This is a genomic window from Albidovulum litorale (assembly GCF_025751495.1).
In the GTDB taxonomy this organism is placed as follows: Bacteria; Pseudomonadota; Alphaproteobacteria; order Rhodobacterales; family Rhodobacteraceae; genus Albidovulum; species Albidovulum litorale.
This window is the reverse complement of sequence record NZ_JAOWKZ010000003.1, coordinates 169,419-192,075: the sequence shown is the minus strand read 5'-3', so window position 1 is coordinate 192,075 and position 22,657 is coordinate 169,419. Positions and strand designations below refer to the sequence as shown.

20 protein-coding genes are annotated in these 22,657 nt (G+C 62.4%); 16 read left to right on the top strand and 4 right to left on the bottom strand.

Annotation, left to right across the window (positions count from 1 at the left end; all coding sequences use genetic code 11):
* Window positions 1–6 precede the first annotated feature (6 nt).
* From OEZ71_RS11750 to OEZ71_RS11740, 3 genes are read left to right on the top strand one after another with little or no spacing between them, the layout of a single operon-like run.
* Window positions 7–330 (top strand): sarcosine oxidase subunit delta, encoded by a 324-nt coding sequence (locus OEZ71_RS11750; protein ID WP_263740187.1) that lies wholly within the window; start codon window positions 7–9, stop codon window positions 328–330.
* Window positions 327–3,308: a sarcosine oxidase subunit alpha family protein gene (locus tag OEZ71_RS11745; protein ID WP_263740186.1), complete on the top strand. Its 2,982-nt coding sequence runs from the start codon at window positions 327–329 to the stop codon at window positions 3,306–3,308. The genes OEZ71_RS11750 and OEZ71_RS11745 overlap by 4 nt, the downstream gene beginning before the upstream one ends.
* Window positions 3,301–3,861: a sarcosine oxidase subunit gamma gene (locus OEZ71_RS11740; protein ID WP_263740185.1), complete on the top strand. Its 561-nt coding sequence runs from the start codon at window positions 3,301–3,303 to the stop codon at window positions 3,859–3,861. The genes OEZ71_RS11745 and OEZ71_RS11740 overlap by 8 nt, the downstream gene beginning before the upstream one ends.
* 67 nt (window positions 3,862–3,928) lie before the next feature.
* Here the strand turns inward: OEZ71_RS11740 and OEZ71_RS11735 are convergent, their stop codons facing one another.
* Window positions 3,929–4,381, bottom strand: coding sequence for a c-type cytochrome (locus OEZ71_RS11735; RefSeq protein ID WP_263740184.1), 453 nt, complete (start codon window positions 4,379–4,381; stop codon window positions 3,929–3,931).
* Window positions 4,382–5,163: 782 nt separating this feature from the next.
* Here OEZ71_RS11735 and OEZ71_RS11730 point away from each other — a divergent pair.
* The 5 genes from OEZ71_RS11730 to rarD all read left to right on the top strand — a co-directional run bounded on the left by OEZ71_RS11730 (window position 5,164) and on the right by rarD (window position 9,721).
* Window positions 5,164–6,273, top strand: coding sequence for a glycosyltransferase family 61 protein (locus OEZ71_RS11730; RefSeq protein WP_263740183.1), 1,110 nt, complete (start codon window positions 5,164–5,166; stop codon window positions 6,271–6,273).
* A 39-nt stretch (window positions 6,274–6,312) separates the two neighbouring features.
* Window positions 6,313–7,164 (top strand): putative rhamnosyl transferase, encoded by an 852-nt coding sequence (locus OEZ71_RS11725; protein WP_263740182.1) that lies wholly within the window; start codon window positions 6,313–6,315, stop codon window positions 7,162–7,164.
* Between the two features lie 160 nt (window positions 7,165–7,324).
* Window positions 7,325–7,924, top strand: a complete 600-nt coding sequence (locus OEZ71_RS11720) for a superoxide dismutase (protein WP_263740181.1) — start codon at window positions 7,325–7,327, stop codon at window positions 7,922–7,924.
* Window positions 7,925–7,964: 40 nt separating this feature from the next.
* Window positions 7,965–8,822, top strand: a complete 858-nt coding sequence (locus tag OEZ71_RS11715; protein WP_263740180.1) for a metallophosphoesterase — start codon at window positions 7,965–7,967, stop codon at window positions 8,820–8,822.
* On the top strand, window positions 8,819–9,721 hold the full coding sequence (gene rarD, locus OEZ71_RS11710) for an EamA family transporter RarD (protein WP_263740179.1): 903 nt from the start codon (window positions 8,819–8,821) through the stop codon (window positions 9,719–9,721). Before OEZ71_RS11715 ends, rarD begins: the two co-directional genes overlap by 4 nt.
* 4 nt (window positions 9,722–9,725) lie before the next feature.
* On the opposite strand, the gene OEZ71_RS11705 is transcribed toward rarD, so the two are convergent.
* The gene (locus tag OEZ71_RS11705) at window positions 9,726–10,283 is read right to left on the bottom strand and encodes an LOG family protein (RefSeq protein ID WP_263740178.1); all 558 of its coding nucleotides are present in this window, start codon (window positions 10,281–10,283) and stop codon (window positions 9,726–9,728) included.
* Window positions 10,284–10,379: 96 nt separating this feature from the next.
* Between OEZ71_RS11705 and OEZ71_RS11700 the strand changes: the two genes are divergently transcribed.
* Together OEZ71_RS11700 and OEZ71_RS11695 are read left to right on the top strand one after the other, a co-directional pair.
* Entirely contained in the window at window positions 10,380–11,900 is a 1,521-nt protein-coding gene (locus OEZ71_RS11700; RefSeq protein ID WP_263740177.1) for a LysM peptidoglycan-binding domain-containing protein, read from the top strand.
* Window positions 11,901–11,905: 5 nt separating this feature from the next.
* Complete coding sequence (locus OEZ71_RS11695) at window positions 11,906–13,135, top strand: cytochrome P450 (RefSeq protein WP_263740176.1); 1,230 nt, start codon at window positions 11,906–11,908, stop codon at window positions 13,133–13,135.
* Here the strand turns inward: OEZ71_RS11695 and OEZ71_RS11690 are convergent.
* Window positions 13,101–13,442, bottom strand: a complete 342-nt coding sequence (locus OEZ71_RS11690; protein WP_263740175.1) for an ArsR/SmtB family transcription factor — start codon at window positions 13,440–13,442, stop codon at window positions 13,101–13,103. The genes OEZ71_RS11695 and OEZ71_RS11690 overlap by 35 nt on opposite strands.
* Window positions 13,443–13,534: 92 nt before the next feature.
* Between OEZ71_RS11690 and OEZ71_RS11685 the strand changes: the two genes are divergently transcribed.
* The 4 genes from OEZ71_RS11685 to der all read left to right on the top strand — a co-directional run bounded on the left by OEZ71_RS11685 (window position 13,535) and on the right by der (window position 19,080).
* Entirely contained in the window at window positions 13,535–15,397 is a 1,863-nt protein-coding gene (locus tag OEZ71_RS11685) for an ABCB family ABC transporter ATP-binding protein/permease (protein WP_263740174.1), read from the top strand.
* Between the two features lie 154 nt (window positions 15,398–15,551).
* A complete protein-coding gene (locus OEZ71_RS11680; RefSeq protein WP_263740173.1) occupies window positions 15,552–16,211 on the top strand; it encodes a tetratricopeptide repeat protein in 660 nt (219 codons plus the stop codon).
* Window positions 16,212–16,257: 46 nt separating this feature from the next.
* Entirely contained in the window at window positions 16,258–17,574 is a 1,317-nt protein-coding gene (locus OEZ71_RS11675) for an outer membrane protein assembly factor BamB family protein (RefSeq protein WP_263740172.1), read from the top strand.
* 45 nt (window positions 17,575–17,619) lie between these two features.
* A complete protein-coding gene (der, locus tag OEZ71_RS11670) occupies window positions 17,620–19,080 on the top strand; it encodes a ribosome biogenesis GTPase Der (protein ID WP_263740171.1) in 1,461 nt (486 codons plus the stop codon).
* 63 nt (window positions 19,081–19,143) lie between these two features.
* Here the strand turns inward: der and serS are convergent, their stop codons facing one another.
* Window positions 19,144–20,433 carry a serine--tRNA ligase gene (gene serS, locus OEZ71_RS11665; protein ID WP_263740170.1) on the bottom strand — a complete coding sequence of 430 codons (1,290 nt, stop codon included), beginning with the start codon at window positions 20,431–20,433 and terminating at the stop codon, window positions 19,144–19,146.
* A 193-nt stretch (window positions 20,434–20,626) separates the two neighbouring features.
* On the opposite strand from serS, the gene yajC reads away from it, so the two are divergent.
* A complete protein-coding gene (yajC, locus tag OEZ71_RS11660; RefSeq protein WP_263740169.1) occupies window positions 20,627–20,956 on the top strand; it encodes a preprotein translocase subunit YajC in 330 nt (109 codons plus the stop codon).
* A gap of 24 nt (window positions 20,957–20,980) precedes the next feature.
* Window positions 20,981–22,651, top strand: a complete 1,671-nt coding sequence (gene secD, locus OEZ71_RS11655; RefSeq protein ID WP_263740168.1) for a protein translocase subunit SecD — start codon at window positions 20,981–20,983, stop codon at window positions 22,649–22,651.
* Window positions 22,652–22,657: the final 6 nt, after the last annotated feature.

Genomic DNA, 22,657 nt, shown 5'->3' with positions numbered 1-22,657 from the left:
TACGACATGCTGATCCTTGAATGCCCCTGTTGCGGCGTGAAGGCCGATGAGACCGAGTTGCAGGCCGGTGGCGAGGCGCATCTGAAGCGCTACGGGCCGGGCTCGACCGACGAGGAATTCGACGGCTACATGTTCAGCCGCAAGAACCCCAAGGGCGTGCACTTTGAGCGCTGGCGCCATGCCTATGGCTGCGGCAAGTGGTTCCTCGCCGCGCGTTGCACTGCGACGCTGGAGGTTTTCGGCACGTACCCCGCGCAGACCAAGGAACCGCCTGCGGACCTTCAGGCGAAGATCAAACAGAAGCGCCCGAACTGGGAGGGCTACAAATGAGCACGCGTCTTCAGAAAGGCGGCCGCCTGATCGACCGGTCAAGGTCGATGTCCTTCACCTTCAACGGCAAGAAGATGCAAGGCTATGCGGGCGATACGCTGGCCTCCGCACTTCTTGGTGCCGACCAGATGCTGGTCGGTCGCTCGTTCAAATACCACCGCCCGCGCGGGATCATGTCCTCGGGGGCCGAGGAGCCGAATGCGCTGGTGGGTCTGGGTGAGGGCGGACGGTTCGAACCGAACCAGCGCACCACCACGACCGAGCTGTTCGATGGCGCAGTTACGTCCAGCCAGAACCACTGGCCGAGCCTTGAATTCGACGTGGGCGCGGTCAACGACAAGTTCTATCGATTCCTGCCCGCGGGCTTCTACTACAAGACCTTCATGTTCCCGCGCTTCGCGTGGAAACACGTTTTTGAGCCCGTCATCCGCCAGTCGGCGGGCCTTGGCAAAGTGCCGCATGCCCGCGACGAGGACCGCTATGAATATGCCTATGCCTTCGCCGATCTGGTGATCGTCGGTGGCGGCATCGCCGGTCTGGCCGCCGCTCTGGCCGCAGGCAAGCAAGGCAAGCGCGTCTGGCTGATCGAACAGACCGCCCATTGGGGTGGCCGCGCCGTCGTGGACGGTGTGCAGATCGAAGGTCAGGACGCCGACGCCTGGGTGAAGGAAACCCTCGAAGCCCTTGAAGGCATGGAGAATGTCACGCTTCGCAGCCGCACGATGGCCTCCGGTCTCTATGACCACGGCTATCTGCTGATGTACGAACGCATCGCCGACCACACGCCGGGCGACGGCCGTCCGCGCCATCGCCTGTGGCGCATGCGCGCCGGTCACATCGTCACCGCGACGGGCGCGATCGAACGTCCCCTGAGCTTCGCGGGCAACGATATTCCGGGCGTGATGCTGGCCTCGGCCGTGCGCGACTATGTCGTCAACTGGGCCGTCAGCCCCGGCGACCGCACCGTGATCGTCACCAACAACGACGACGCCTACCGCACGGCGCTGGCGCTTCTGGACGCAGGGCTTTCGGTGCCCGCGGTCGTCGACGCGCGGCCCGAGGCGAAGGGCGATCTGCCCGAGGCCGTGCGCGCGCGTGGCGTCAAGGTGCTGGAAGGCAAGGGCATCGCGAAGGTCAAGGGCGGCAAGCGCGTGACCGGTGTCTCGGTCTGCCTGCAGGCGGGCGAGGGCGCGGAACTGGAAACCATTCCCTGCGACGCGGTCGCGATGTCGGGCGGCTGGTCGCCGGTCGTGCATCTCTGGTCCCATTGCGGCGGCAAGCTGAACTGGGACGAGAAACAGGCCATGTTCCGTCCCGACCCGAACCGCCCGGCCACCGGCGCGGATGGTGAGGCGATGGTGACGGCCATCGGCTCGGCCAACGGCCACCTGTCCTCTGCGGACGTGCTTGCCGACGCCCACAAGGCCGTGGGCGGCAAGGGCGCGGCCCCGGGCGCCGTCTGCGCGACCGAGGCGCCGATCATGCCGGTCTGGATCATGCCGCAGGGCGCGGGCCCCGCGCTCCGCTTCAAGATGTGGCTCGACCCGCAGAACGACGTGAAGGTCTCTGACGTGCAGCTTGCGGCGCGTGAAGGTTACGAGAGCGTCGAACACGCCAAGCGCTACACCACGCTCGGCATGGCGACCGATCAGGGCAAGATCAGCAACATCAACGGTCTGGCTATCCTCTCGGATTCGCTCAATCAGGCCATTCCCGCCACCGGCACCACCACCTTCCGCCCGCCCTATACGCCGATCTCGATGGGCGCCATCGCCGGCGAGGCGCGGGGCGAGATCTTCCAGCCTCTGCGCAAGACGCCGATGCATGAATGGCATGAAACGCATGGCGCGCATTGGGAACCGGTCGGCCACTGGCGCCGCCCCTATTGCTTCCTGCGCACGGGCGAGGGCGTCCATGACGCGGTCAACCGCGAAATCCGTCAGGTGCGGAACTCCGTGGGTCTTCTCGATGCCTCGACTCTCGGCAAGATCCTCGTGAAGGGGCCGGACGCGGGCAAGTTCCTCGACATGCTCTACACCAACATGATGTCGACCCTGCCCGTTGGAAAATGCCGCTATGGCCTGATGTGCAACGAAAACGGCTTCCTGTCGGACGACGGCGTCGTCGTGCGCCTGACCGAGGATACCTGGCTCTGCCACACCACCACGGGCGGCGCCGACCGCATCCATGGCTGGATGGAAGACTGGCTGCAATGCGAATGGTGGGACTGGAAGGTCTATACCGCCAACGTGACGGAACAATATGCCCAGGTGGCGATTGCCGGCCCCAACGCCCGGAAACTTCTGGAAAAGCTTGGCGGCATGGAGCTGACGAAAGCGGCGCTGCCCTTCATGGAATGGCGCGAGGGCACGCTTGGCGGCTTCCGCGCGCGGGTGCACCGGATTTCCTTCTCCGGTGAACTCAGCTTCGAGGTCGCGGTTCCGGCCTCGGAAGGCCGCGCCTTCTGGGACGCGTTGATCGCGGCGGGCGAGGAATTCGGCGTGATGCCCTATGGCACCGAGGCGATGCACATCATGCGGGCCGAGAAGGGCTTCATCATGATCGGCGATGAAACCGACGGCACGGTGATCCCGCAGGACCTGAATCTTCAGTGGGCTATCTCGAAGAAGAAAGAGGACTACCTTGGCAAACGCGCGCAGGAACGGTCCTTCATGGCAAGCGCCGAGCGCTGGAAGCTCGTCGGCCTTGAGACGCTCGACGGCGGTGTGATCCCCGATGGCGCCTATGCGGTCGCCGAAGGGCACAACGCCAATGGCCAGCGCAATGTGCAGGGCCGCGTCACCTCCACCTACTACTCGCCGACGCTCGACAAGGGCATCGCCATGGGGCTGGTGAAACACGGGCCGGACCGGATGGGCGAGGTCATCGACTTCCCCGTCGACGATGGCAAGGTGGTCAAGGCGCGGATCGTTGATCCGGTCTTCTACGACAAGGAAGGGGAGAAACAGAATGTCTAAGGCTGTCAGCGCTTTGGGTGGCGTTTCTCACTCAGGTTTCGTCGATGTGGCAGAGGCCGGTTTGCGTGGCATGATCACCCTGCGCGGAGATCTCGCCTCGGCAAAGATGAAGAAGGCCGTGAAAGCCGCGACCGGTACCGCCGTGCCCGCCGCGCGCCGGATCGAACTGAACGGTGACAAGGGCGCGGCCTGGATGTCGCCGGACGAACTTCTGATCCTCGTCCCCTATGAAGAGGCCGTCGCCACGGTAGAGGCGCTGGAGAAAGCGCTCGCGGGCGAACATCATCTCGTCGCCGATGTGTCGGACGCGCGGTCGGTCTTCACGGTGAAAGGTGCGAAGGCGTCTGAAGCGCTGATGAAGCTCTGCCCGGTCGATTTCGAAACGCTGGCCGAAGGCGAAATACGCCGCACCCGCGCGGCGCAGGTCGCCGCCGCCTTCTGGAAATCGGGCGCGGACGAATTCACGCTCGTCTCCTTCCGCTCGGTCGCGGGTTACGTCATGGGGCTTCTGGAAGTCTCGGCCCGCAAGGGCGGCGAGGTCTTTCCGGCCTGAGCTTCTTCATTGCTGAAATACCCTCAGGGGGGGGCGGGGGGCGGAACGCCCCCCGTTTTCATTCGGGTCACTCGATCCCGTTCGCACGTTGCAGCGCACGGATATAGGCCACGATATTGGCCACATCAGACACCGTGAGCCCGTCGATCGGGGGCATGTCCCCAAAGGGCCAATGATGGGCGCGCACCCCAATCTGAGTGGCAATTAGAAATGACTGATCGCCGTGATGGCCGGGCTCATAGATCTTGTGGATCAGGGGCGGCGCCATGCCGTTCCGGCCTGCCCCGGTCTCCCCGTGACATTCGGCGCATTTGGCGTTGAAGGCGGTTTCGCCAAGAACTTCATCGCCTGAAAGTTCAACCGTCTTGACCTCGACCATCGGTGCTCCTACCGGCGCAGATGAAGGGCGGGTGGCCGTGGCTTGCGCGTCAGGACTGGATTTCTGACCCAAGGGTATAGCGACATATCCGGCTACGAGAAGTGCGGAGAGAGCAATGGCGGCAAGTACTATTTTGTTCATGGTGTCCTCGGACGTTTGGAAGGGCCCTACGTTTCGTATCCGACCCCGTTGCGTGACCGTGTTGCATCCGGATACCCGGATGGCCTCAGTCACACGTTCGGAGGACGCAAGAGACTGTTGGTTATTCGAAAGGGGAGAAGCTCCGCCGGACCGTCGCCCGACTTAAGGGTGTAATATCCGACTGCTGGCCTCACACGCGAACAGGGGGTCGACAGGACGAACACATGGCTCAGGCAGCCGTTACCCCCACATACCTGACCGCTTGGCGGGCAGGGGGTGGGCATGTAGCCAGATGCCATTGTCGTTCCGTTGGCTTGGCAAGGTAATCCCTGCGTCTCTGCCACTGGCAAAGCAGACTGTGCCGTGACCATCAAAGCAAGGCACAGGTAAAGGAACCGGGCTGCAAGCATTCTGAACATGGCGACAGGTTTAGCAACCTGTTCCAAGTGATCAATCGGATTCTGGGCCGGAGGTCAGGAGGAACACATGCTGATTATGTCCCGGACGAGTCTACCTACCGCAGCATCGCTAAGAAAACGTCTCTACTTGAAAATATTCCAAGGTTTTTTATTCGACTGGTACATACGGGCTTGATAAACGAACCCGATTGGTGCGGGGACACATCCCCTATTTTGTTTAGACTTTCTATCCGCTGAAGATTTGAGATTTAGATGTCAACAGTAATGTTGGTCCCGGTCGGGTGCATGAGATTCTGGCGACTTTGGTTGCGCTAGCGGACACGTTTGTCTAAGAACTGGCCAAAACAAAGAGCAGGAGTAGGTATGCCTGAACCCTTGCCCGACGGAGGGTGGTCACGCGAGGTCGTCACGGTGAAAAACGCGACGGTGGTGCCGCCAGAAAAAATGACGTGGCAGCCGGTGTGTGGCGTCGTCTCGGAAGATGGCGATTGTGCGCATGCCGCGACGTGGCGCAGCGGGATGCGCATGACGCGTGATATTCAATCGCCACCCCCTGAGCCCGCGCGCAAAGTTAGTGGACGCCACATGTGGGGCGGCATGTATTACGGGCATTTCGGCCACTTCATGGTCGAAACAATGTCACGATGCTGGGCCTTTGACCGAGAGGGAATAGACAGCGTCGTCTTCGTGCCCAAACACAAGGATCTAAAAGACTTTGCGCAATACCAGAAAGAATTCTGGGACCTCCTCGGTCTCGAAACCGACATCACGATCGCGCGCGAACCGACCCAGTTTGAGGAGCTTCTTGTCCCAGGACAGGGATTTGGCCTTGGCAAGATCGCTTCGGGCACGCCCGAGTTTCGGGCCGCGATGCGGCGGATCAGGCAACGAATTCCCGACGACGAAAAGCGCAAGATCTACGTGTCGCGCACGAAGTTCAACGGGCGTGGTGGGGTCATTGCGGAAGCAGCACTTGAACGCAATATGGCCGCACACGGCTATACGATCATGCACCCCGAGAAGATGCCCCTCTTGGAGCAATTCAGGTACTACAAGTCGGCTACTCACATCATCGGAGTTGACAGCTCGGCGTTTCATATCGCCGGGATGATGGCGGACCCTTCGCAAAGAATCGGCTTCATCCTTCGGCGCTCGAACGGTGGCCACGACGCGATCACCGCGCAAATTCGCGCGATGATCGGGCGTGATCCGGCCGTGATAGACGTGCTGGCAGCGCATTGGCTGGATGTGCTCCAGACCGAGTCCAATCATCTTAGCTGGGGTGAACTGGACCATCTTAGACTGGCGGCTGCTCTTGAACATAATGGCTTCATCGACACAGCCCATGGCTGGGAAGCACCCCCGGAAGATGAAATAGCTGCATCCGTAGCCCGCGCCGCGGAAAAGGCGAAGACTGAAGTGGCGCGCAGGCCGGTTCACCGCGACGACGTCTTGGCCAGCGCGAACTCTTAGCTCACGAATGAAGGCCAGCACCAAATTGGGACGCAGGAAATGAACGCCAACTCGGTCAATATTCTGGGCGTGTGCCGGTTTTCGATGCTTGGGCGCGGTGACTGGAAAGCATACCGCAACCAGCCAGACGACAAGCTCGAAGAGATCTACGAGGAGAAGGCGCGGGAGTTGTTTGCGCCCGAGCGAATGGAGAACCGGCTTGCGACCTTGGAGCATCTGACGCTGAAATCGTTTGCGGCGCAAAGCGACCAAAATTTCCACTTTCTCGTCGTGACATCTGACAGGCTTCCGTCGGAATACAAGGAACGTCTTACCCGTATTTGTGCCGAGGTAAGCACCGTCGTCCTTCGCTTCGTTCCTCCTAGCCATATCTCCGATGTAATTCGGGATGTGCTGGCTGAACTCGAGATCGATCACGGCAACACGCTTCAGTTTCGGCTGGATGATGACGATTGCGTGTCCAGGGACTTTATCCGACGCGCCCGACGCCACGCCGCTGCGATGTGGGAGAATCAGAACTTCGCCATTAGTTTCGCGCAACAATACTACTGCGTGACCGATGGCCCGACTGAAGGTATTTACAACTGGTACAGTCCGTTCTTTTCAGCCGGCGCCATGACACGTCATCGTGACAAAACGGTTTTCGACTGGGGACACTACCAGATCCCGTCCCGAATGATCGCCGTCACCGATCCTCATTTTCCGAACATAGTTACCCATCGGGGTGACAATGACACGCCTCGCCATGAAGCGCGGATTCTGAAAAAGCGCGGGATGGTTCCGGCTTCCGAAGCCGAGGTGCAGCGTGTCCGGGACCGGCATTTCGACTATCTGGACGAAGTTGGACTGGCGCTATGCGGCTTTGACCGAATAGTCTCTCATGCAGAGTGAGCGAGAGGAGTCTCCCTCGCACGTGACCTTATCGGGCTTCAGTACTGGCCGATTGTGACCGATCAAAAACAATGAACATATTTGATCGGGCCATTGACCTTCGGAACCCGAAACAGCTTATACAGGATGAGCCTTCTCATAGCGCGAAAGGAGCCCGCCCATGTCTTTCACCCTTCCCGACCTTCCCTATGCCCATGACGCCCTTGCAGGACTCGGCATGTCGAAGGAAACGCTCGAATATCACCACGACCTTCACCACAAGGCCTATGTCGATAACGGCAACAAGCTGATTGCCGGGACCGAGTGGGAGGGCAAGTCGCTTGAAGACATCGTGACCGGCACCTATCAAGCTGGTGCGGTTGCACAGAACGGTATCTTTAACAACGCCTCGCAGCACTGGAACCACGCCCAGTTCTGGGAAATGATGGGGCCGGGCGGCAAATCCATGCCGGGCGCGCTGGAAAAGGCAATCACTGAAAGCTTCGGTTCGGTCCAGAAGTTCAAGGATGATTTCGCCGCTGCCGGTGCCGGTCAGTTCGGCTCGGGCTGGTGCTGGCTCGTCAAGGACAAGGATGGCAGCCTGAAGGTCACCAAGACCGAGAACGGCGTGAACCCCCTCTGCTTCGGCCAGACCGCGCTTCTCGGTTGCGACGTGTGGGAACATTCCTACTACATTGACTTCCGCAACAAGCGTCCCGCCTATCTCACGAACTTCCTCGAAAAGCTCGTGAACTGGGAAAACGTCGCCTCGCGCCTCTGAGTTGATCACACGACGCGGAATACTGAAGGGCCTGTTGGGGGTGTTCCTGGCAGGCCTTTTCACGTCGGCCTATGGGTTCTTCATCGAACCCGCCTTGCGGCTGCGTGTCAAACGGCGGCGGATCAATCCGGCAAACTGGAGCGGCGGCCCGTTGAAGATCGCGGTTCTGGCCGACATCCATATGGGTGAACCCTATGTCACGCTCGACCGGCTCAGGCAGATCGTGACGCGGACCAATGCGCTCGGCGCTGACCTGATCGTCATTCTCGGCGATCTGGAGGCCGGCCACCGTTTCGTCACGGCAAGGGTGTCGATGGAAGAAACCGCCAAGGTCCTCGCGGATCTGTCTGCACCGATGGGTGTCCAAGCAATTCTGGGCAATCACGACTGGTGGCACGACCGCGCCGCGCAGGCGCGTGGTGGTGGACCGAACCGGATTGCCGAGCATCTGCGTGCAGCGGGCGTGCCAGTCTTGCAGAACCGGGCGATCAGGCTGGGTGAGGGCGCGGCGTCCGGCCCGTTCTGGCTGGCGGGTCTGGACGATCAGCTTGCCATCGGTGTCGGGCATATGGAGTTTCGCGGCCTTGATGATCTGCCTGGTACGATGGCGCAGATCACCGACGACGCGCCCGCCATCCTCCTGGCGCATGAACCCGATATCTTCCCGGATGTCCCTGACCGCTTCTGCCTGACGCTGTCGGGTCATACCCATGGCGGGCAGGTCAGGCTCTTTGGCTATTCTCCGGTTGTACCGTCGAAATTCGGCAATCGCTATGCCTACGGCCATGTCCGGGAAGGCGCGCGTGACCTGATTGTCTCGGGTGGGATCGGCTGTTCGATCATTCCGGTCCGCTTCGGCGTCGTGCCCGAGATTACATTGGTGGAGATCGGTGCATGAGCGACGCGGCCAGGGGCGTTGCCGCAATGGTGCTGGCCTGCACGGTCTGGGGCCTGTCGGCGCTCCTCTACAAGGCCATTGACCACGTGCCGCCTCCCGAGGTTCTCGCCCACCGGACACTCTGGTCGCTCGTCTTCTTCCTGGTCGTCCTTATGATTCAGGGGCGGCTCCGGCATTTGCCGCGGTTGCTCGTCAGCAAGGCAGTCTGGCTCGTGGTTCTGGCGGCGCTGCTCGTCTCGGCGAACTGGTTCGGATATATCTGGTCGGTTCAGAACGGACGGGTAATCGAGGCGTCGCTCGGCTACTACATCTTTCCGCTTGTTGCCGTGCTGATCGGTTGGGTGATCTACCGCGAAGGCCTTGCGCCCCTGCAATGGATGGCGGTGGCCCTGGCGACCCTTGCCGTTCTTGTCCTGACGGTGGGGCTTGGTGCTGGGCCGTGGATCGCGCTCTACCTTGCTGCTACGTTTGGTCTCTATGGCCTTCTCAAGCGGCGGATCGAGGCGGGGCCGGTCGTATCAGTCGCCGGGGAGGTGACGGTTCTTGCGCCCATTGCTGCACTCTGGCTCTGGGGCGTTCACAGTGGTCACTGGGGCAGCGGCGGGGGGTTCGGCAGGAACTGGGCGGACAGCCTGCTGCTGGCGGTTTCCGGTGTCGCGACCGGCGGGCCTCTGATGCTGTTTTCCTATGCGATGAAACGGGTGCGCATGGCCACGGTCGGCCTTGTCCAATACCTGAACCCGACGCTGCAATTCGCCGTCGCCGCCACGATCTTCGCCGAGCCGGTGACGCTCTGGCACATGATCGCGTTTCCGATGATCTGGGCTGCGCTAGGCCTCTATTCTTTCAGCGTCCTCAGGCAGGAACGCAAACGCCGGGCGATACCCGTAGCCGGATAAGGGTTCAGCTGAGGCTGTTGGCTATTGCAGTTTCCAGTTCGGCCACATCGCCGACCACCGAAACAAAACCTGCAAGCGTAGCATCTGCGAAGCCTTCCGCGATGATGTGGTCGATCAGCCCGACGAGTTTGTCCCAGTAACCCTCGGTGTTCAGCAGGATGATCGGCTTCCTGTGCAGCCCCAACTGGCGCCATGTCAGCACCTCGAAAAACTCGTCCAGCGATCCGCCGCCGCCGGGCAGCACGACGACCGCATCGGCATTCATGAACATCACCTTCTTGCGCTCATGCATCGTCTCGGTGATCACGAAGGTCGAAAGGTCCCGCTTGCCAACCTCGTGCTGCAAGAGATGGGTCGGAATCACCCCGAAGGTTGTGCCGCCCGCGCCCTGTGCGGCGCGTGCCACCGTGCCCATCAGCCCGATATCGCCCGCGCCATAAACCAGCCGCCAACCCCTCCGCGCGAGCATCTCTCCGGTGGCCCTTGCGGCTGTTTCGTAGGCAGGCCGGGCCCCCATACGTGAGCCGCAATAGACACAGATGGATTTCGGGGTGCTGCTCATGATCGGCCTCGCTCAGGGTTCCTTTTGACCCGTGATAACCGCGTTGCTATGGTCCCTCAAGCGCACCGGGGACGAGTGCGCGTCCGAGGGGGATGCATGACAGAAAATCCGAACGGGCAGGGGCCTCAGGCGGCCACGCTGAAATGGGTCGTGGCGGCGGTTGTTGCGCTGCTCGTGGCGATCGGGTCGTTCTACGTATATCTGCGTCAGGAGCCGACGGTCATACCGGACAGTGTTGCTGTGACGGCACCCGAATCCGGTGCGGATACGGCTGTAGCGGCCGAGACGGAAGCCGCGACTGAAACGGCGGCGGAGACAGTGACCGAAGAACCAGCCGGTACTGAGGCGCCCGTTGTCACAGAACCGGTAGCAGAGGCCTCCGATCAGGAGCCCGCCGAAGTCGAATCCGCCGCCGTCGAGTCCGCTGCCGAGACCACACCCGAACCGGACGCTCAGCCCGAAGCGGAACCCGAGATCGCCATGCCCGAGGCGCCCGCTTTCGATACGGTGCGGGTGGAGGCGGACGGCTCCATCCTTGTCGCCGGTCGCGCGGGGGCGGGAAGCACGGTGGCGATCCTTGTGGATGATGCCGAGGCAGACAGTGTCGAGGCTGACGACCGGGGTGCCTTCGTTTCGCTTTTCACGCTCGGACCGAGCGACGTACCTCGCGTGTTGACGCTCCGGATGACCGGCCCCGACGGTGTCATGATCACGTCCGAGGCCAGCGTCATTGTTTCGCCGATCGCCGCACCGGAAGTGGTCGCGGCTGCCGAACCCGAGGCCGGGTCGGATACGGCCGGTGAAGGCACGGGCGATGATCAGGTTGCGGCAAGCGAAGCTGTGGCCAGCGCTAACCCCACGCCTGAACCGGAAACCGCCGCACCTCAGGTGCTGATCGTGGATAATTCCGGTGTCCGCAAACAGGCCGCATCGGGCCCGGTCGTCGGGATTGTCATCGACACGATCGGTTACGGCGCCGGTGGCGAGGTCGACATCGCCGGGCGCGGAACGGCCGGTCAGTTCGCCCGGCTCTACCTCGACAACAGCGAAGTGACGACTGTGGGTATTGGCGCTGATGGCCACTGGAACATGCATCTGACGGAGATCGAGCCGGGGCGGTATACGCTGCGCATCGATCAGGTTGACGGGACCGGCAAGGTCACGTCACGCTTCGAGACCCCTTTCCAACGCGAGGCACCTGAGACGGTCGTCGCTGCGTTGGGCGCTGCCTCCGGAAGCAATCAGGACCCGGAGGCGCAAACCTCGGAATCCGAGATCATGCCGGAAGAGCCCGGAACAGGCGCTGCGACATCCGAACCGATCGCTGCTGCACCCGAAGGAGAAACCGAAAGTGAAGGAGCTGCCGGGGCGGAGACTGCGTCGGCCGCAGTGGGAACAGTCGTCGCCGCGCCCGAAAACCAGTCACAACCGCAACCGACAACCCGCGCGACCATCGTCACCGTTCAGCCCGGCTTTACCCTCTGGCATATCGCGCGCGAAAATTATGGAGACGGCATTCTCTATGTTAAGGTCTTCGAGGCCAACAGGGATCTCATCCGAGATCCTGACCTGATCTATCCCGGTCAGATCTTCAAGGTGCCCGATCCGGCGGAGTAGCAAGGATGGACGAGTTTAACGCCCTGACCTCGCTCAGCTTCCGCGCCGATCCCTATCCCGTGTTAGCCCGCCTGCGCGAGGCCGCGGGCGTAGTCCGGCTCCATCCCGGCCTGATCGAAAGCCATCACGTGCTGCGCTACCGCGACATTCAGGCGATCCTTGCCGCGCCGGACCGCTTCAGTTCCGACCGCTCGCTTTTGGGCGGGGGTGAGCTTGGGGATGCCAACCTTGCCTTCCTTTTCAACAACATGATCTCGGCAGGGGGCGAAAAGCACCGGCGGCTTAGGATGATCGGCAACCGGGTCTTCATGCCGAAGATGGTCGAACGTTTCCGTCCTGCCGTCGAGGCGGTCGTGACTGAGCGGATGGAGATGGCGCTTTCAGGGGAAGAATTCGATCTGGTGGAGGATTTCGCGGCCGAGATCACGGTGGCGATGATCACGGCTATCCTTGGCCTGCCCCGGTCCGACATGTGCGACATTCGACGCTGGACGGCTGTTCTGGGCGAAAACAGCGGCGCGACGACATGGCTGTCGACGATGGACCCGGAGATGCTGGAGCGCGGACGGCGCACCGGGCTGGAGATGACGGCCTATTTCCAGGACTACATGAATGATCGCCGCGCTCGCCCGCGCGAGGGCGATCTGATTTCCGATTTCATGGCCGTGGAGGTCGAGGGGCAGCGGCTGTCGGACGACGAGATTCTTTCGATGGCCATGCTGATCCTTCTCGCGGGGAATGAGACGACGACCAACCTGATCGTCAATTTCGTGCGTCTGATGGATGCCTTTCCAAACGCGGCGGCGCAGTTGCGGGCGAATCCCGACCTGACCGTGCCCGCGGTCGAGGAAGTGCTGCGGATGCGCAACTCGATCCGCAATATCGACCGCTATGCGCTGGCCGAGGAGGAGGTGGCGGGTGTCACGGTTCCGGCAGGCGGGCTGGTCGTGTTGTGGCTGACGGCGGGCAACCGCGACCCGGACGTGTTCGACGCGCCGAATGTGTTCCGCCCAGACCGCTATCTGCCGGGTACTGCCACACCGAAACACCTTGCCTTCGGCGGCGGCCCGCATTTCTGCCTTGGTGCACCGCTGGCACGGATGGAAACCCAGACAACCGCCCGGGCGATCCTGGAACAGACAAAGGTGGTCGAACTGACCGCGCCGCCGATGTTTGGCGGAAATGCCAGCTTTGACAATATCACGCGCCAGATGGTGCGGTTCCATTCTGGGTGATGCAGCAGGCCCGCACCTCTGGATCTGCGCGGCAGCAATCGTTCAAAAGGTACGAGATCGTGCCACCGATCCCGGTCGCATCCGCGGCATAGATCACATTGCGCGATTCCCGGCGCGATGTGATGAGCCCGGCCTGTTCCAATGTCGCAAGATGAAACGACAGCCGCGAAGCCGAAATATCGAGCAGCCGGGCAATCTCACCGGCGGGTAGCCCTTCGGCACCGGTGCCCACGAGCATGCGCACAAGGTCCAGCCGGGTCTCGTTCGCCAGCGCCGACAGCGCGAGCAGGGCCTGTTTCCGCTCCATAATTCAACACTTCATGAATTTATGAATTAATGCCCTTGATAGCGGTGCCCGGTTCTGCGATCAAGCGGTCATGTTTCGGAAAGGAAGATAAGATGGCAGGTCCGGCGCAGCAGAGTGACGGCTGGAAGCGAAGCGTGCGCACCCTGCGCCGTGTTGCCCCTTATCTCTGGCCGGAAGACGAGGCTTGGGTTAGGCGCCGGGTGGTGCTGTCGCTGATGGCGCTGGCCTTTGCCAAGGTCGTCTCTGTCCTGACCCCGTTTCTCTATAAGGCGGCCGTCGATGCCCTGTCGAATGAGACGCGGAGCGATGCCTGGCTTCTGGCGATCGGCGCCATCGGACTGACGGTGGCCTACGGGTTGGCGCGGGTCGGGTCGATCGGGTTCAACGAGCTTCGCGACGTGATCTTCGTCCGGGTCGGGCAGCGGGCGCTCAGGCAGCTCGCTCTGGAGACGTTCCGCCACATCCACGCGCTTTCGATGCGCTACCATATCACCCGCAAGACCGGGGGCCTCAGCCGCATCATCGAACGCGGCGTAAAGGGGGTGGAGTTTCTTCTCCGCTTCATGCTTTTGTCCGTGGGGCCGCTGATCCTGGAGCTTTCTATGGTCACGGTGATCTTCGCGCTTGTCTTCGACTGGCGATATGCGGCCGTGGTGCTGATCACCATCGCGCTTTACGTGACCTACACGTTCAAGATCACCGAATGGCGGGTAAAGATCCGCCGCAAAATGAACGAACAGGACACCGACGCGAACCAGAAGGCGGTGGACAGCCTTCTGAACTTCGAGACCGTGAAATATTTCGGCGCTGAGGCGCGCGAGGCTGCACGGTACGATGCGGCGATGGCGGGCTATGAACAGGCGGCAGTCAAGACCGGTCAGTCGCTGTCTATGCTGAATTTCGGCCAGTCGCTGATCATCACCACGGGCCTTGTCATCGTCATGGTGATGGCGGCGATGGGCGTGCAGGCGGGGGTTCTGACAGTCGGCGATTTTGTCATGGTCAACGCCTATATGATCCAGATCACCATGCCCCTGAACTTCCTCGGCACGGTTTATCGCGAGATCCGTCAGGCGCTTGTCGATATGGGCGAGATGTTCGACCTGCTGGGCCAACCGGCCGAGATCACCGACAAGCCGGGCGCGCCGGATCTGAAGGTCGATGGTGGTGAAGTGGAACTGGAGGCGGTCAAGTTTGCCTATGACCCGACCCGGCCGATCCTGAAAGGGGTCAGTCTGAAGGTCGGCGCAGGCCAGACCGTGGCCATCGTCGGCCCGTCGGGATCAGGTAAATCCACCATCGGGCGGCTCTTGTTCCGGTTCTACGACGTCACCGGCGGGGCATTGAAAATCGACGGCAGGGATGTGCGCGACATCACGCAGGACAGCCTTCATGCCCAGATCGGGGTCGTGCCGCAGGATACGGTTCTGTTCAACGACACCGTCCTTTACAACATCGCCTATGGGCGGCCCGATGCCCCGCGCGAAGAGCTGATCGCGGCGGCGAAAGCGGCGAAAATCCACGACTTCATCATGTCGCTGCCCGAAGGTTATGAGACCAAGGTCGGTGAACGCGGGCTAAAACTGTCGGGCGGCGAAAAGCAGCGCGTAGGGATCGCCCGCACGCTTCTGAAAAACCCGCCGATCCTGCTGCTGGACGAGGCCACCTCGGCCCTCGACACCCAGACCGAGCGCGACATTCAGGACAGCCTGAAGGCGATGGGCGAGGGGCGGACCGTGATCACCATCGCGCACCGTCTGTCGACCATTGCGGATGCCGACCGGATCGTGGTGCTGGAGAAGGGTGAGATCGTCGAAGAAGGCACGCATGACGACCTTCTGGCACGGGGAGGACGCTACGCCGCGATGTGGGCGCGGCAATCGGCCGACGAAGAAACCAAAGAAGCGCCGGGCCCGCGCTTGCGCCTCGCCGACGCCGAAGAAGCCGCGGGCTAGTCCTGATCCGATTGTGCAGGCGCTGAACGCGCCAGCAAGACATGCATTGGCACTTTTTCCGCGAGCGGTCCCGGGCTTGGCAAGGTCGCGCGCTTGCGTGTAAGACGGTGCCGAACAAGGGGCCCGCTAGCGGTCCGAGGTGGGAGAAGACCGCGTGAGCGAAACTGACAGTTTCATCGAGGAAGTCACCGAGGAGGTTCGCCGCGACCGGCTCTACAAGCTTTTTCGCAAATATGGCTGGATCGGTGTTGCGCTTGTCGTGCTCGTGGTCGGCGGCACCGCCTGGACCGAGTGGACCAAGTCGCAGGCCCGGCATGAGGCACAGGTCTTCGGTGATTCGATTCTGGCCGCGCTCAACAGCGACGATGCCGCCGCACGCGCGGTGGCGCTGGAGCAGATCGGAGCAGGGGACGCGGCTGGCCGGACGGCGGTTCTGGGCTTTCTGGCAGCGGACGAGGCGCTGAAAAGCGGCGACCGCGACGGTGCGCTGACCCGTCTTCAGGCTTTGGCTGCGGATACGAATCTTGCGGACAGCTACAGGCAACTGGCCGAACTCAAGGCCGTAATTCTTGCGGATGCCGACATGCCGGCTGCGGACCGGGACGCCGCATTGTCCCGCTTGGCCGCGGCCGGCGCGCCCTATCGTGTTCTTGCGCTTGAGCAGCAGGCGCTGGTTCTTGCCAAGGAGGGCAAGACCGACGAGGCGCTGGGGCTTTTCAATCAAATTCTGAACGAGCCGGATGTGACCGCGGGCTTGCGTCGTCGGGCGTCACAGATGATTGTGGTTCTCGGCGGAGAGCCGGGGGCGGCATAGTCCCGCATCCAGGTACCGGGTGGGCAAGAAACGAAGGGGCAGACTGGTGAAGATTTCCCAAGGTGTTGGCACTCTGGCCGTTCTCGCCCTTGTGGTGGGATGTACCAAAGGCGAGGTTATCCTGCCGGGCGAACGTCTGGATGTCAGGACCGCCGCGATGGGTGAGGACCCGGCAACGGCGATTGCAGCGCAAGCGGAACCGATCGCGCTTCCGGCAGCCGTGGCCAATGCCGACTGGGCGCAACGCGGTGGCAACGCGCTGCACCGTTCCGGCAATCTCGCGCTGTCCTCCGCCCCGGCCCAGATCTGGACCGCCTCCATCGGTTCAGGTGACAGCCGCAAGAACCGAATTACGGCCAGTCCGGTTGTCGCGGGCGGGCGGATTTTCACACTTGATGCCGAGGCGCGGGTAACAGCGACCGGCACCAACGGCGCCACGCTGTGGCAAACTGACCTGACGCCCGCATCGGATCGTTCGGGCGATGCTTCGGGCGGCGGTCTTGCCGCTGGCGAGGGACTCGTTTTCGCTGCGACGGGCTTCGGCGAGCTGGTGGCACTTGATCCCGCTTCCGGCGGTGTCGTCTGGCGGCAAAAGGTCGAGGCCGCGATTGGCGGGGCGCCCGCCGTGTCGGACGGAAAGGTCTTTATCGTCGCGAGGGATGATGCGGCCTGGGCTGTGCGTGCCGCCGATGGCAAGGTCGAATGGATTCTGCCCGGGACGCCGTCGGGTGCCGGTGTGGCCGGTGTTTCCGCCCCCGCGGTAGATCAGCGGCAGGTGGTCTATCCGTTCTCCTCAGGACAGATGATCGCGGTCGCGAAGGACAGCGGTACCGGTCTCTGGCAGGCCCATGTGGCGGGTAAGCGGCGCGGCCGCGCCTATGCCACCGTGTCCGACCTTACGGGTGATCCCGTCATCGCCGACGGCATCGTGTATGCCGGGACATCCGCGGGCCGGTTCGTTGCGATCAACGCCGATACCGGCCAGCCAGTCTGGAGCGCCCCCGACGGCGCCCTTAGCGCGGTGAGCGTCGCGGGCGGTTCAGTCTTCCTCGTCAACGATGAGGATCAACTGATGCGCTTGAATGCCGCGACGGGCGAAGAAATCTGGCGCGTGGACCTGCCGTATTTCACAAAAGACAAGGAAAAGCGGCGCAAGGCGATCCACGCCCATTACGGGCCGGTGCTGGCCGGAGGGAGGCTGGTGCTTGTGTCCTCCGACGGGCTGATCCGCAGCTTTGACCCGGCCTCGGGCGCGTTGGTGGGAACCGTCGATCTGCCGGGTGGTGCGGCCACAGGTCCGGCCATCGCGGGCGGTGTCCTCTACGTCGTGACCAAGGATGGCAAGCTTCGGGCTTTCCGATAGGGGAAAACCCGTGTATGCGGGCGGCTTCTTATCAGGAAGAACCCCATGAGCTTCACCCTCGCCATTGTCGGGCGCCCGAATGTCGGCAAATCGACTTTGTTCAACCGCCTCGTCGGCAAGAAACTCGCGCTGGTCGATGACACGCCGGGGGTCACGCGCGACCTGCGTGAAGGTGACGCGCGACTGGGCGATCTGAAGTTCACGGTTATCGACTCGGCGGGGCTCGAGGATGTGACCGATGACAGCCTTCAGGGAAGGATGCGGCGTCTGACCGAACGGGCGGTCGAGATGGCCGATATCTGCCTGTTTATCATCGACGCGCGGGCAGGCGTCACGCCCACCGATCAGGTCTTTGCCGAGATCCTGCGCAAGAAGAACGCCCATGTGATCCTTGCCGCCAACAAGGCCGAGGGCAAGAACGCTGATGCAGGCGTGCTGGAGGCCTATTCGCTCGGGCTAGGCGAGCCTCTGCGGCTTTCGGCCGAACATGGCGAGGGGATGGACGAGCTTTACCATATGCTGCGTCCCCTCGCCGAGGAATTCGAGGCGAAGGCCGCGATGGACGCGCCCGAGGTCGATGTCGATGTTTCCGACGACGAGAGTGAGGCGGGGCCGCGCACGCCCACCCGTGAGAAGCCGCTTCAGATCGCGGTCATCGGCCGCCCGAATGCGGGCAAATCCACGCTGATCAACAAGATCATCGGAGAGGAGCGGCTGCTGACCGGCCCCGAGGCCGGGATCACCCGTGATGCGATTTCGGTCAGTGCCGAATTCATGGGTACACCGATGCGCATCTTCGATACGGCGGGGATGAGGAAAAAGGCGAAAGTCACTGAAAAACTAGAGAAACTATCGGTTTCGGACGGGTTGCGCGCGGTGCGGTTCGCCGAGGTTGTCGTGGTGCTTCTCGATGTCGGCATTCCTTTCGAACAGCAGGACCTGCGCATCGCCGATTTCGCCGAAAGCGAAGGTCGTGCGGTGGTCGTGGCCGCGAACAAGTGGGATCTCGAAGAAGACAAGACCGAGAAATTAAAGGAGTTGCGCGAGTCGTTCGAGCGCCTGCTGCCGCAGCTACGCGGCGCGCCGATGGTGACCGTCTCTGCCAAGACCGGCAAAGGGCTCGACCGGCTGCACGCGGCCATCCTGAAGGCCTATGAGGTCTGGAACCGCCGGGTGACGACCGCCAAGCTGAACCAGTGGCTGACCGCGATGACCGAGGCGCATCCGCCCCCCGCGCCTGGCGGGCGGCGGATCAAGCTGCGCTACATGACGCAGGTAAAGACCCGACCCCCGGCATTTGTCGTGATGTGCAATCATGGCGACATGCTGCCAGACAGCTATTCCCGCTATCTTGTCAATGGCTTGCGGGCCGACTTTGACATGCCCGGCACGCCGATTCGGCTGACCATGCGCGATCAGGGCGACAAGAACCCCTTCAAGGACAAGAAGTTCCACACGCCGTCGCGGCTCAGGAAGCACAAGGGGACTCAGGTCAAGAAATCCTGAGCCCCACTTCACTTTCTGTCTGAAAATACTCCGGGGGTGCGGGGGCAGCGCCCCCGCTTTTTGTCAGACCAACGCGCCGTCTTCCGTCAATCGCGTCTTGCCGCCGAGCCATGGCACCAGCGCCTCGGGCATCACGACCGACCCGTCCGCCTGCTGGCCGTTCTCCAGCACCGCGATCAGGCAGCGGCCGACGGCGAGGCCGGAGCCGTTCAGCGTGTGGACGAAGTCCGGCTTGCCGCCCGCCGGGCGGTAGCGGGCATTCATCCGCCGGGCCTGAAAGTCGCCGCAGACCGAAACCGAGCTGATTTCGCGGTACTTGTCCTGCCCGGGCAGCCAGACCTCGATGTCATGGGTCTTGCGTGCGCCAAAGCCCATGTCGCCGGTGCAGAGGACGACCGTCCGGTAGGGCAGGCCGAGCCGTTCCAGCACGGCCTCGGCGCATTTCGTCATGCGCTCGTGCTCGGCCAGCGAGGTTTCGGGCGTGGTGATCGACACCATCTCCACCTTCTCGAACTGGTGCTGACGCAACATGCCCGACGTGTCCTTGCCGGCACTCCCCGCTTCCGAGCGGAAACACTGGGTGTGCGAGGTCATGCGGATCGGCAGGGCCGCCTCATCGACGATCTCGCCAGCAACTGTGTTGGTCAGCGTGACTTCGGAGGTCGGGATCAGCCACCAGCCATTGGTGGTCTGATAGCTGTCCTCGGCGAATTTCGGCAGCTGGTTGGTGCCGTACATCGCCTCGTCCTTCACGAGAACCGGGGTCATCGTCTCGGTCAGCCCGTGCTCGGTCGTGTGGAGGTCGAGCATTAACTGAGCAAGCGCCCGGTGGATGCGGGCGACGCCGCCGCGCAGGAGGACGAAGCGGGCGCCGGAGAGTTTTGCCGCGGTCTCGAAATCCATGCCGGGCTTGACGCCCGCGATTTCGAAATGCTCGACCGGCTTGAAGTCGAAGGCGCGCGGCGTGCCCCAGCGGCGGATTTCGACATTGTCGTTTTCATCCGCGCCCTCGGGCACGTCATCATGCGGCAGGTTCGGGATGCCCATGAGCATATCGCGCAACCGCTCGTCTTCGGCAGCCGCTTCCTCATTCAGCCGCGCCACCTCGGCCTTCTTCTCGGTCACGAGCGCGCGCAGCCGTTCGAACTCCGCCTCGTCGCCCTTAGCCTTGGCCGCGCCCACCTCTTTTGAGGCCGCGTTTTGGGCCGCCTGAGCGGTCTCGGCGGCCAGAATCTTTGCCCGACGCGCCTCATCAATCGCGAGGATCTCCGACGACAGGCTAGACAGTCCCCGCCGCGCCAGAAGGGCATCGAAGCGTTCAGGATTGTCGCGGATCGCGCGGATGTCGTGCATGTCTATTATCCTTCGCATGGTATCGCCGTTCGGCACGCCCCATATGCCCGATCTCTTTTGCTATTTGAACCGGCAATTGATCAGGTTGCACAGGAATGGTCCGGGCTCCTTGCAAAGCCCCATCCGCGACTATAGGTTCCCGGGCGACAAAAGCGGGCGATCAAGCGCCCCATCACGCAAGAGGACGCTTTCCATGCTGATCACACCCGCCTATGCCCAGGCCGCCGGGGGCGGTGGCGCTGCCGGTTTCGCGCAGTTCCTGCCGCTCATCCTCATCTTCGCAATCATGTATTTCCTGCTGATCCGTCCGCAGCAGAAGAAGATGAAGGAACACAAGGCGATGGTCGAGGCATTGCGCCGCGGCGATCAGGTGATCACGCAGGGCGGCATCATCGGCAAGGTCGTCAAGGTCAAGGAAGACGGCGAGCTTGAGGTCGAGATCGCCGAGGGCGTGAAGGTGCGCGTTGTGCGCGCGACCATTGCCACGGTCCTGTCCAAGACCGAACCGGCCGCGTCGAAGTAAGAAGCAAAGCCCCAGGCCCCCGACATGTTGCACATCCCCCTCTGGAAGCGGATCGTCATCTGGGGGCTTTGCGCCCTTGGGCTGCTGACGGCGCTGCCGAACACGTTCTATACCCGCGTCGAAAAGCACAATGACGCCGTGACGGCTGCCGAACGCGCGGGTTTTGAAACCGAAGCGCAGGCCGCCGACCGTGCCCTCTGGCCGGACTGGCTGCCGTCGGGCCTCGTCAATCTCGGCCTAGACCTGCGCGGCGGTGCGCATCTTCTGGCCGAGGTTCAGGTGGCGGATGTCTACAAGGCGCGGATGGACGGGCTCTGGCCTGAGATGCGGCGGGCCTTGGCCGACGCCCGCGGCGAGATTGGCGGCATCCGCCGGGCGCCCTCCGACCCGTCGGAACTGCGCATCCAGATCGAAAAACCTGAGGCGATGGCGAAGGCGGTCGAGATTGCGGATGGCCTGGCCTCGAACGTCGTCAGCCTGACCGGGGTCGGGCAGAAGGACATCGATGTCACGGTTGACGGCAACCAGCTCGTCATCCGTCTGAGTGAGGCCGAACGTGCCGCGACTGACGACCGGACGCTGAAACAATCGCTTGAGATCATCCGCCGCCGGGTCGACGAGGTCGGCACCCGTGAGCCGACGATTCAGCGGCAGGGCGATAATCGCATTCTGATTCAGGTGCCGGGCATCGGTTCGGCCACCGAACTGAAGGAACTGATCGGCACAACTGCACAACTGACTTTTCACCCGGTTCTGGGGCGCGGAACGGACGGCAATGCTATCGCCAAGCCGGGCACGGTCATCTACCCGTCGATAGACGACGATGAAAACGGTGTCTTCTACACGCTGGACGAATTGCCCGTAGTCACGGGCGAGGACCTTGTCGATGCCAGGCCAGACTTCGACCAGAACGGCCGGCCCGCTGTTTCGTTCCGGTTCAATCCGACCGGCGCGCGCAAGTTCGGTGACTACACGGCCGCCAATGTCGGCCAGTTGTTCGCCATCGTGTTGGACAACGAGGTGATTTCCGCCCCGCGCATCAACCAGCATATCCCGGGAGGCTCCGGGATCATCACCGGCTCGTTCTCGGTGGAAAGTTCCACCAATCTCGCGGTTCTCTTGCGCGCGGGTGCGCTGCCCGCAGAAATGACTTTTCTTGAGGAACGCACCATTGGTCCGGAACTGGGGCAGGACAGCATAGATGCGGGCCGGGTCGCCGCCATCGTCGGTATCGTCGCGGTTGTGGCCTTCATGATTGCGAGCTACGGGCTTTTCGGTGTCTTCGCGACCATCGCGCTCGGCCTCAACATTTCGATGATGTTCGGCTTCCTGTCGACCATCGGCGCGACGCTTACGCTGCCCGGCATTGCCGGGATCGTGCTGACGGTCGGCATGGCGGTTGACGCCAATGTGCTGATCTTCGAACGCATACGCGAGGAACTGAAGACCGCGAAAGGGCCCGCGCGGGCAATCGAGCTTGGATATGAAAAGGCGATGTCGGCGATCATCGACGCCAACATCACCACGTTCATCACCGCGCTGATCCTCTTCGCCCTTGGCTCCGGCCCGGTGAAGGGCTTTGCCGTCACGCTGGTCGTCGGCCTTGTTACCTCGGTCTTCACCGCAATTTTTGTTACGCGGACTTTCGTCGTTCTCTGGTTCGACCGCACGCGGCCGAAGACGATCACGGTCTAAGGGGGC

Bases quoted from the DNA above. Each gene is read 5' to 3' on its own strand.
- OEZ71_RS11700 (WP_263740177.1), top strand. From the start codon at position 10,380: ATGACAGAAAATCCGAACGGGCAGGGGCCTCAGGCGGCCACGCTGAAA.
- OEZ71_RS11730 (WP_263740183.1), top strand. From the start codon at position 5,164: ATGCCTGAACCCTTGCCCGACGGAGGGTGGTCACGCGAGGTCGTCACG.
- OEZ71_RS11735 (WP_263740184.1), bottom strand. From the start codon at position 4,381: ATGAACAAAATAGTACTTGCCGCCATTGCTCTCTCCGCACTTCTCGTA.
- yajC (WP_263740169.1), top strand. From the start codon at position 20,627: ATGCTGATCACACCCGCCTATGCCCAGGCCGCCGGGGGCGGTGGCGCT.
- rarD (WP_263740179.1), top strand. From the start codon at position 8,819: ATGAGCGACGCGGCCAGGGGCGTTGCCGCAATGGTGCTGGCCTGCACG.
- secD (WP_263740168.1), top strand. From the start codon at position 20,981: ATGTTGCACATCCCCCTCTGGAAGCGGATCGTCATCTGGGGGCTTTGC.
- OEZ71_RS11695 (WP_263740176.1), top strand. From the start codon at position 11,906: ATGGACGAGTTTAACGCCCTGACCTCGCTCAGCTTCCGCGCCGATCCC.
- OEZ71_RS11745 (WP_263740186.1), top strand. From the start codon at position 327: ATGAGCACGCGTCTTCAGAAAGGCGGCCGCCTGATCGACCGGTCAAGG.
- OEZ71_RS11750 (WP_263740187.1), top strand. From the start codon at position 7: ATGCTGATCCTTGAATGCCCCTGTTGCGGCGTGAAGGCCGATGAGACC.
- OEZ71_RS11720 (WP_263740181.1), top strand. From the start codon at position 7,325: ATGTCTTTCACCCTTCCCGACCTTCCCTATGCCCATGACGCCCTTGCA.
- OEZ71_RS11740 (WP_263740185.1), top strand. From the start codon at position 3,301: ATGTCTAAGGCTGTCAGCGCTTTGGGTGGCGTTTCTCACTCAGGTTTC.
- OEZ71_RS11705 (WP_263740178.1), bottom strand. From the start codon at position 10,283: ATGAGCAGCACCCCGAAATCCATCTGTGTCTATTGCGGCTCACGTATG.
- OEZ71_RS11725 (WP_263740182.1), top strand. From the start codon at position 6,313: ATGAACGCCAACTCGGTCAATATTCTGGGCGTGTGCCGGTTTTCGATG.
- der (WP_263740171.1), top strand. From the start codon at position 17,620: ATGAGCTTCACCCTCGCCATTGTCGGGCGCCCGAATGTCGGCAAATCG.
- OEZ71_RS11690 (WP_263740175.1), bottom strand. From the start codon at position 13,442: ATGGAGCGGAAACAGGCCCTGCTCGCGCTGTCGGCGCTGGCGAACGAG.
- OEZ71_RS11685 (WP_263740174.1), top strand. From the start codon at position 13,535: ATGGCAGGTCCGGCGCAGCAGAGTGACGGCTGGAAGCGAAGCGTGCGC.
- serS (WP_263740170.1), bottom strand. From the start codon at position 20,433: ATGCACGACATCCGCGCGATCCGCGACAATCCTGAACGCTTCGATGCC.